The 8,487-nt window shown below is 75.4% G+C and carries 8 protein-coding genes and 1 pseudogene; 2 read left to right on the top strand and 7 right to left on the bottom strand.

Annotated elements, in window-relative coordinates; genetic code table 11:
* Positions 1-104: 104 nt before the first annotated feature.
* The 5 genes and pseudogenes from ABZW03_RS32200 to ABZW03_RS32180 all read right to left on the bottom strand — a co-directional run.
* On the bottom strand, positions 105-1,385 hold the full coding sequence (locus tag ABZW03_RS32200) for an HD domain-containing protein (protein ID WP_355266184.1): 1,281 nt from the start codon (positions 1,383-1,385) through the stop codon (positions 105-107).
* Between the two features lie 185 nt (positions 1,386-1,570).
* Positions 1,571-2,992, bottom strand: coding sequence for an HD-GYP domain-containing protein (locus ABZW03_RS32195; protein ID WP_355266181.1), 1,422 nt, complete (start codon positions 2,990-2,992; stop codon positions 1,571-1,573).
* Positions 2,993-3,383: 391 nt separating this feature from the next.
* Positions 3,384-3,794 (bottom strand): mycothiol system anti-sigma-R factor, encoded by a 411-nt coding sequence (rsrA, locus tag ABZW03_RS32190; RefSeq protein WP_355266178.1) that lies wholly within the window; start codon positions 3,792-3,794, stop codon positions 3,384-3,386.
* The gene (locus ABZW03_RS32185) at positions 3,791-4,429 is read right to left on the bottom strand and encodes a sigma-70 family RNA polymerase sigma factor (protein WP_224285424.1); all 639 of its coding nucleotides are present in this window, start codon (positions 4,427-4,429) and stop codon (positions 3,791-3,793) included. The genes rsrA and ABZW03_RS32185 overlap by 4 nt, the downstream gene beginning before the upstream one ends.
* A gap of 405 nt (positions 4,430-4,834) precedes the next feature.
* Positions 4,835-5,098, bottom strand: a pseudogene (locus ABZW03_RS32180) (alpha/beta family hydrolase); the annotation flags it as partial.
* Positions 5,099-5,148: 50 nt separating this feature from the next.
* Between ABZW03_RS32180 and ABZW03_RS32175 the strand changes: the two are divergent.
* Positions 5,149-5,313: a hypothetical protein gene (locus ABZW03_RS32175; RefSeq protein WP_355266175.1), complete on the top strand. Its 165-nt coding sequence runs from the start codon at positions 5,149-5,151 to the stop codon at positions 5,311-5,313.
* A gap of 51 nt (positions 5,314-5,364) precedes the next feature.
* Positions 5,365-5,886 carry an ion channel gene (locus ABZW03_RS32170; RefSeq protein WP_355266172.1) on the top strand — a complete coding sequence of 174 codons (522 nt, stop codon included), beginning with the start codon at positions 5,365-5,367 and terminating at the stop codon, positions 5,884-5,886.
* Positions 5,887-5,948: 62 nt separating this feature from the next.
* On the opposite strand, the gene ABZW03_RS32165 is transcribed toward ABZW03_RS32170, so the two are convergent.
* Together ABZW03_RS32165 and ABZW03_RS32160 are read right to left on the bottom strand one after the other, a co-directional pair.
* Positions 5,949-6,323: a VOC family protein gene (locus tag ABZW03_RS32165; protein WP_355266169.1), complete on the bottom strand. Its 375-nt coding sequence runs from the start codon at positions 6,321-6,323 to the stop codon at positions 5,949-5,951.
* 20 nt (positions 6,324-6,343) lie between these two features.
* A complete protein-coding gene (locus tag ABZW03_RS32160) occupies positions 6,344-7,990 on the bottom strand; it encodes a protein kinase (protein ID WP_355266166.1) in 1,647 nt (548 codons plus the stop codon).
* Positions 7,991-8,487 lie beyond the last annotated feature (497 nt).

The raw sequence follows: 8,487 nt of genomic DNA, 5'->3' as shown, positions 1-8,487 counted from the left end.
GCAAGGCGGAGGAGGAAGCCACTGCGGAGCATTGGCGACCGACGACAACGCGGCGAGGTGCGTGCCCCGGCGTCGCCCCGCAGACGCGAGTTTGAGGACGGACCCTAGCCACCCACCCTGGCCAGGGCGTCCACCACGCGGGCGTCGTAGACCCGGCCGCGGCCCAGCCGCAGCGCCTCCAGCGCCTCCAGCCGTCCGACCGCCTCGCCGACGCCCCGGCCGCGGGCCGCCGTGAGCAGGTCGTCGTGGGCGTTGGCGACCCGGATGATCCGGGACGCGAGCGGCACCGGCCCCTCCCCGGCGGCGGGCCCGGTGACCGGGTCGGCCAGCCGGGCGACCTGCTCGGCGACCTGCCGGGGCACCCCGGTACGGCTGATCACCTCGCTGCCGAGCCGGGCGATCCGCTGCTGCTCGGCGCAGGGCAGCAGGGCGGTGGCGCCGTCCGGCACCGGTTCGACCAGGGACAGCTGGCCGACGTCGTGCATCAGCGCCGCGTACTCCAACAGGGCGAGCTCGCGGGTCCCCAGACCCAGCTCGCGGCCCAGCGCGCACGCCGTGTCCGCGACCCTGCGCGCGTGCCCGTGCGGGGTGTAGCCGGCCAGCTCGGTGGCCCGGGCGAGGCTGGCGATGGTCTGCCCGGTGGTGGCCCGCACGGCGGCGGCGCGCCGGAAGGACACCTGGGCGAGCAGCAGCGGGGTGCAGAACAGCGGCAGCGCCCACAGCCCCACCTCGCCGGCCGCGAGGCTGACCAGCATCCCGGTGGCGACGATCGCCGAGCCGATGCCGAACAGCGAGCGCAGCTCGTCCTCCAGCGCCGCCGGGAACCGCGGCCCGCCGCCGGAGCGGCGCAGCAGCGCCGCCAGGGTCGCGTCGCAGAGCGCGGCCAGCGCGGCGACGGTGGTCAGGAACGCCCCGTACGCCGGGCCCTGGGGCGAGTAGCGGTCCACCATGCCGCCGTTGTAGAGCGGCTGGAAGACGGCGGCGGCAAAGCCGACGGCGAGCACCCGGCGGGCGGCGCCGTCACGGCGGGCCGGGTCGGCCCAGGCCGGACGGCGGTGCGGACGCCCGGGGCCGCCCGGCAGCACGCGGGGCGGCAGGGCGAGACCGGCCAGCCGGCCCAGCACCAGGCCGGCCCCGGTCACCGCGACCACCTGGAGCGTCCCGTGCGCGGTCGGCACCCCGCGCAGCGGCCCGAGCAGGGCGTACGCCAGCGCGCCGGCCGCGCCGATGGGTGCCTGCTCCCGATCCCCCGGAAGGGTGATCCGGACGCACTCGCCGAGCGCGATCAGCGCGGTGAACGCCAGGGCGACCCCGGGCTCCGCGACCCCGCGCACCGCGACCGTGCCCAGCGCGAGCACCAGCAGCGCGGCCGCCGCCGCGTGCACGGCGCGCGCGGTGCGCCCGCAGGGCGTGCGGCCCGGGCCGACGCACCGCGGCACCCGGGGCCCGGACACCCCGGGCCGCCCGAGAACCCCGCGCCGCCCGAAACCCCCGCGCCGCCCGGACACCGCCCGCCCGGCGGCCGTACGCGCGGCGGCGGTACGCCAGGCGGCGGCGCGCCCGGAGGCCCTCACGGCTGCCCGGCCGCGGGGACGGTCCCGCCCTGGGGCGGCACCCGGCCCGGTGCCGCCCGGACCGGCTCGGGCACCCCGAGCGGGATGTCCGGCACCGCCTCGATGCCGTCCTCGGAGTGCACCACCGGCTGCCAGTCGTGCCCGGCCAGCGCGTCGATCAGCGCCCGCACCATGACCGGGTCGAACTGGCTGCCCGAGCAGCGCTCCAGCTCCGCGACCGCCTCGCCGACCGGGCGGCCGCGCCGGTAGGAGCGGGTGGAGGTCATCGAGTCGAAGGCGTCGGCCACCGAGATGATCCGGGCGAACTCGGGGATCTGCTCGCCGGCCAGCCCGCTCGGGTAGCCCCGGCCGTCCATCCGCTCGTGGTGGTGCAGGATCCCGGCGTGCGCCTCACCGAGGAAGTCGATCCCGCGCACCAGCTCGTACCCGTACACCGGGTGGATCTCCACCGCCCGGCGCTCGGCCTCGGTGAGGGGACCGTTTCTGCGCAGCAGCTCGGTGGCCACCCCGAGCTTGCCGACGTCGTGCAGGATGCCGGCGAAGCGCAGGGTGCGCAGCCGCTCGGCCTCCATGCCGAGCTGGGTGGCGATCAGCACCGAGGCCCGGCCGACCCGTTCGCTGTGGCCCCGGGTGTAGGAGTCCTTGATCTCCACGGCCTGCACCAGCGACTGCACGGTGGCCTGGTGGGCGTCCCGCTCGCGCTGGCCCTGGGCGAACACCCAGGCCGAGATGGACAGCGGCAGCAGCGTCAGCAGCGCCGCGAACGCGCCGTACGGGCCCTGCCAGAGCACCGCGACCATCAGCCCGCCGGCCGCGTGCACCAGCACCGGCAGCCCGCACACCGAGTGCGCCCCGCGCAGCAGCACCCGGGGCCGGCGGCCCTCGCTGAGCATCAGCATGACGCCCACCACCGCCCCGTTGACCAGGCAGAACACCGCGACGGCGGCGCATCCGGGCAGCAGCGCGGCCGGGAAGCGGGAGCCGAGCAGCAGCTGCGGGCCGCGCAGCAGGTGGAAGGCGGCCGAGGAGGCGAAGGCGCACAGCGCGAGCTGGGAGCCGTTGAACAGCTGGCGCGGGCGGCAGCCGCGCCCGCTCGGTCCGCCGAGCACCGCGGCCGGGGCGGCGACCAGGGCGGCGGCGGCCGGCGGGAGCATCAGCACCCCGGCGAACAGCACCGGGAAGAAGGCGTTCACCCCGGGCCGGGCGGGCGTGCGCTCGGGCAGGGGCGGCCGGCGCAGCAGCCGGCGCAGCAGCACCAGGCAGGGCGTGGGCAGGCCCTGGGCCAGGGACTCCCAGCAGCCGTGCAGGAAGGCCAGCAGCCCGACCTTGGGCCAGTCCACCGGCGCGCCGAGCCAGTGCGGCAGCCCGGGGGCGGCCGCGGCGGGCAGCAGCGGCACCAGGCAGCACAGCGCCGCCACCGGGACGGCCGCCAGGTAGCGCGCCGCCCCTCGCGGCAGGGTCGATCCTCCACAGTCGGTAGCGATCTCGACCTCCCCGCCGTACGGACCCCGTGTTGCCTCGACGCGTCGGGCGGACCGACGGTGAGTGACCGTCAGGAGAATAGGCCGCCGCCCGCGCGCGGGGACGCATGATGGCGCAACGGCGCAGTTGGCGCACCGCCAACTCACTCGATCGAGTGAGGGGCGCATGCGAGCAGAACGGGAGCGGCCCCGGGAGCGCACGCTCCCGGGGCCGCTGTCCTCCTTGTCCGAACCGTCCGGCCCGCCCTCACCGGCGGACCGGCGGACTACCGCACCCGGTGTTCGACCACCCGGCCGACCGCCGTACGGGCGTTCGCCCGACGGGCCGTCACTCCGCCTGGGCGCCGGCCTCGACCGGCGCGCCCGCGCGCCCGGCCGGCTCCGCCGCAGCGGCACCGCCCGACCCGGGCGCCGGCCCGGCCGCCTCGGCGTGCACCTCGACGGTGGTCTCCACCGCGACCACCACCTGCCCGCCCGAGCGCTGCCCGGCCCGGATCGAGTCGATCCTGGCCAGCACCTTGCCGCGCAGGTCGGTCGGGGTGTCGTCGCACCCGCAGGAACGCTTGATCAGCGCCTTGATCGCCTGCTCCAGCCCGTACTGCTTCAGGCAGGGCGAGCACTCCTCGAAGTGCACGCGCAGCTTGGCGCAGTCGCCCTCGGGCATCTCGTTGTCGAGGAATTCATAGAGGTGGTCGAGGACCTCGCCACACTCGGTTTCGTGCGGATCGCCGCAGCTCATGAGCCCGAGCCCTTCGCTTCCTGCCCTGCCCCGCTGCCGGCCGGGACCAGCCCGCGCTCACGGGCGTAATCCTCCAGCATGCCGCGCAGCTGACGGCGGCCGCGGTGCAGCCGGGACATCACCGTACCGATGGGAGTACCCATGATGTCCGCGATCTCCTTGTACGCAAAGCCTTCTACGTCCGCGAGATAGACGGCGATCCGGAATTCCTCCGGGATGGCCTGGAGCGCGTCCTTCACATCGCTGTCGGGGAGGTGGTCGAGCGCCTGGGTCTCGGCCGAGCGCAGACCGGTCGACATGTGCGACTCGGCCCTGGCCAGCTGCCAGTCCTCGATCTCCTCCGCCGCGGTGCGCTGGGGCTCCCGCTGCTTCTTGCGGTACGAGTTGATGAACGTGTTGGTGAGGATGCGGTACAGCCAGGCCTTGAGGTTCGTGCCCTCGCGGAACTGGTGGAAGGACGCGTACGCCTTCGCGAACGCCTCCTGGAGCAGGTCCTCCGCGTCGGCCGGGTTGCGCGTCATGCGCAGCGCCGCCGAGTACATCGGATCCAGGTAGCCCAGGGCGTCGCGCTCGAAGCGCTCCCGCCGGGCCTCCTCGCTCTCCTCCGCCGACACCCGGTAGGTGTCCTCACCGATCGCCTCGGCCAGCTCCTCACCGGTGAGCGCCTCGCCCGCAGGCAGGGCCTCGTCCGGGCCACGGCCCGGCTCGGCCTCGTGCTCGGTCCCGACGACCGGACCCACCTCCTCGGCATGACGGGAACGGCCCACGGCGGGCCGCCCAGAAATGGAGGATATCGGGCTGACGGGCTTCTCGCCCGCGTCGAGCCACTCCGACCAGGAGGGGGCGAACGCCGTGGTGGCCTCGCGCTCCTCAGGCCGTTCCGGGCACGCGATCGAACCCATCTGCCCTGCCTCTCACCGGTGACTCCTGCTGGACTCCTGCTGACGGAAGCGACAACCACACGGGCCCCGCCCGCATTCCCGGTCGCACCGGCCGTTCACTCGCACGAGTGATCGAGCGGCAACGCCCCGCTCACGGCCTCACACCAACCCCAGCACCCAGTCCCCCACCGACGCGCAGATCAGGTCCAGCACCTCCTCCTGCCGGACCGGCGCCCGCTTGGGCACCTCGAAGCCGTGGCTGCCGTACGGCACCGCCACCAGCTCGTGCCCGGCCGGCAGCTCCGGGAACTCCGCCGGCCCGCCGAACGGGTCCGCCGCGCTCTGCACCACCAGCGTCGGCAGCCCCGACTCCAGCAGCTCCTCGGCCCGGCTCTTCTCCGGCTTGCCCGGCGGGTGCAGCGGGCGCCGAGCGGCGGGCTCCACCCGTCCACCTTACCGAGCGGGAGGCCGAGGTGCTGCGGCACCTCGCGGACGGGCTGTCGAACGCCGAGACCGCCGGGCGGATGCACCCGGGGGTGACGACGGTGAAGACCCGCGTGTCGGTCCTGATGACCAGGACGGGGAGCCCGAACCGGGTGCGGCCGGCGGTGCCGGCCGTCCAGCGGGGCTTGGCCTGAGCGGAGCAGCCCGACGGGCGGCCGCCGGCGGCCGCGGCGAGGCTGGGCGGGATGTCCGAGAACCCGCTGCCGCCCGCCGACCTCAGGGCCTGGTCCGTGCTGCTGGGCGCCTCCGTGCTGCTGATGGTCGGGTACTTCACGCTGCCGCTGGAGTGGCTGGGGGCGCGACGGCCGCTGCTGAGCTGGCTGGTGTTCGCGGGCGCGCTGGTCGGGCTGACCTGGCTGATGCTGGCCAAGATCATCGGGGTGGTGCGGGGGACGGCGAGACGGCCGGTGGCCTGGCTGACGTTCCTGATCTTCCTGGTACTGACCGTCTTCGCCGGGACGTACTACGTGCTCGGCGCGCGCAAGGCGGAGTTCGCCGGGCTGGAGACGCGACTGGACGCGCTCTACTTCACGACCGTGACGATGGCGACGGTGGGGTACGGCGACATCACCCCGGCGGGGCAGACGGCGCGGCTCGTGGTGGTGCTGCAGATCGGGTACAACTTCGTGTTCCTCGCGGCGGCGGCCGGAACGGCGTCCCGGGCGATCCGGGGGAACGTGGAGCGAAGGATCCGGGGGCGGGACTGAGTCCGGCGGGGCGCCCCGTTCCCCCACCGCGTTGTCCACAGGCTGTGGACAACGCGGTGGATTCAGGAACGGCTGGTGTCGATCACGCAGAAGCGGTTGCCCTCGGTGTCGGCGAGGACGACGAAGTCGGGGTCCTCGGGGTAGCGGTCCCAGTCCACCCGCTCCGCGCCGAGGGCGACGAGGCGCTCGACCTCGGTGGCCTGGTCGGCGGCGTCCCCGGCGTACAGGTCCAGGTGGACGCGCGGGTGCTCCTGGACGGGGGACTCGCTGAGGCCGAGCGCGAGCTGCACACCGCTCCCGCCCGCGGCGGGGACGAGGACCGTCCAGTCCTCCTCGACCAGGCCGCCGCGCGGGACGTAGTCGAGGGCGGCCGTCCAGAAGGCGACGGCGCGGGGCATGTCCGAGACGCCCAGCACGAGGGAACCGATCGTCAGCACGGCTCCATTCTGACGGGTGTTCAGTCGTCCTGGAGATCGGCGGCGGTGTGCAGGGTGGCGAACAGGGCCGAGAGGCGGGCGTTCCAGTTGGCGTACGTCGGGACGTCGACGGCGTGCTTCTTGCCCATGTCCCTGACCACCTTCTGGGCGTCCTTGAGCTCCTGGGCGGCCCCGTCCGGATCCCCCTCGTTGAGGCGGGCCGCCGTGGTGTCGAGGATCCTCAGGAGCTCCGCCTGCTTGTCCCGCTCCTTGCCGACCTGGGCCTGGGCGACGGCCTGGCGGAAGCCCTGGATCTGGAGCGCGGCGGGCTGGTTGCGCGGGACGGCGGCGGTGGCGGCCGGAGGCGCCGAGGGGGTGGCGGGCGCGGCGGAGGTCGCGGTCGGTTTCGGCGTGGTGGCGGCGGTGGTGGGCGCGGTGGGCACGGTGGACGCCGGGCCGGTGGCCGCGGCCGGCTTGGCGGCGGCCGCGTTGCCGGCCGGCTCGTCGAAGGCGGTGAGCGCCAGCGCGGCGACCCCGGCCAGACCCGCCACGCCCAACGCCCCGAGCACCAGGGGCTTCCGGCGGCTACGGGCGGGCGCGGCCGGCACGGTCGGCGCGGCCGGCCCGGCCAGGGGAACGGGCGACGGGGCGGGGACCGGCGCCATCACCGAGGTGGCGGCCGGGGGCTGGGGCGGCAATACGGTGGTGTGCTGCTGGTTCGGCGGCGCGGGGAAGGGCACCGGCGGGAGGAGCTGGGTCGCCGCCCCCGCCGCCCCGACCCCGCCCGCGAGCAGCTCCGCCGTCGGGTCGCCGACCACCAACCCCGGCACCGTGCCGAGAAGTTCGGCCCTGGCGGCGGCCGCGTCCGCCGGCCGGTCGGCCGGGTTCTTGGCCAGCAGCCGCAGCACCGCCGCGTCCAGCGCGGGCGGCAGTCCGGGGCGGCGGGCGGAGGGCGGCAGGGGTTGCTCGCTGACGTGCTTGAAGGCGATCGCCACCGGGGTCTCGGCGGTGAACGGGGTCGCGCCGGTGAGCATCTCGGTGAGCACGCAGCCGACCGCGTACAGGTCGGTCCGTCCGTCCAGCGCCGAGGCGGTGGCCTGCTCCGGCGAGAGGTAGGCGGCCGTACCGAGCACGCTCGCGGTCTGGGTCAGGTTGCTGGAGGAGCCGGCCCGGGCGATGCCGAAGTCGACGACCTTCACCCCGCCGTCGTCGGTGATCATGATGTTTCCGGGCTTGATGTCCCGGTGCACCAGCCCGGCCGCGTGCGCGACCGCCAGCGCCTCGCAGACCGCCGCCGCGATGCCGACGGCCCGCTCCACCGGCAGGCCCGGCCGCTCCGCCAGCAGGGCCGCCAGCGAACGGCCGCTGACCAGCTCCATCACGATGAACGGGGTGCCCTCGTCCACACCCGAGTCGAAGACCATGACGATCCTCGGGTGCGCCAGCATGGCCGCGTGCTGGGCCTCCCGGCCGAAGCGCTCGGCGAAGCGGGGGTCGTCGGCGAGGCCGCCGTTCAGGACCTTGACGGCCACCTGACGGCCCAGCACCCGGTCCAGGCCGCGCCAGACGGTCGCCATGCCGCCGACGCCGAGCAACTCGACGAGTTCGTAACGCCCGTTCAGCGCCCGTCCGATCACCTGGAGCTCCCCTCCCGTGCCCTGCCCGGGGTTCCGGACCGCCTCGTGCACCTGTGCACGATAGCCGCCGACGCCGGCCGGCTCCGGGGCAGTTCCCGCGGCCGGGTCCGCCGGGGCCGGGACCGGCCGCTGCAGGCTGCCGTGGCGCTGCACCAGCTGCCGGACGGCGTCCGGCTCGACAGCGGTGTCCCCGTCGACCGTCACCAGCGGTGCGGCGCGGGCGGCGGCGGTCCCGGGAAGTAGCCGACCACCGGGACGGCGAGCGGGGCGCCGAGGCGGCGCACCGCCGCTGGCGGCGGCCGGAGGAGTCCACGAAGACCGGGGCGGCGCTGGCTCCGGCGGCCTCGCCGGCTTCCGGGGAAGGGGAGGCGGCCGGGGAACCGGGCAGCGGTTCCCCGACCGCCGGCTCGTGGTCGTGCAGACCGATGGTCGCGGTCGGGTCCAGGTCCGTTCTGGTCGCACGGGAGTTCACCGCCCGCCAAGCCGACGGCGCGGTCTACAAACCCGTGTGGAACACCCCGTACTCGGTCAGCGGGCACGCCCAGGCC

The sequence above is a fragment of the Kitasatospora sp. NPDC004799 genome (genome assembly GCF_040609095.1).
GTDB lineage: Bacteria > Actinomycetota > Actinomycetes > Streptomycetales > Streptomycetaceae > Kitasatospora.
Note: the sequence above shows the minus strand (reverse complement) of the source record. Positions and strands in the feature narration are given on the sequence as shown.

Bases quoted from the DNA above. Each gene is read 5' to 3' on its own strand.
- rsrA (WP_355266178.1), bottom strand. From the start codon at position 3,794: ATGAGCTGCGGCGATCCGCACGAAACCGAGTGTGGCGAGGTCCTCGAC.
- ABZW03_RS32170 (WP_355266172.1), top strand. From the start codon at position 5,365: ATGTCCGAGAACCCGCTGCCGCCCGCCGACCTCAGGGCCTGGTCCGTG.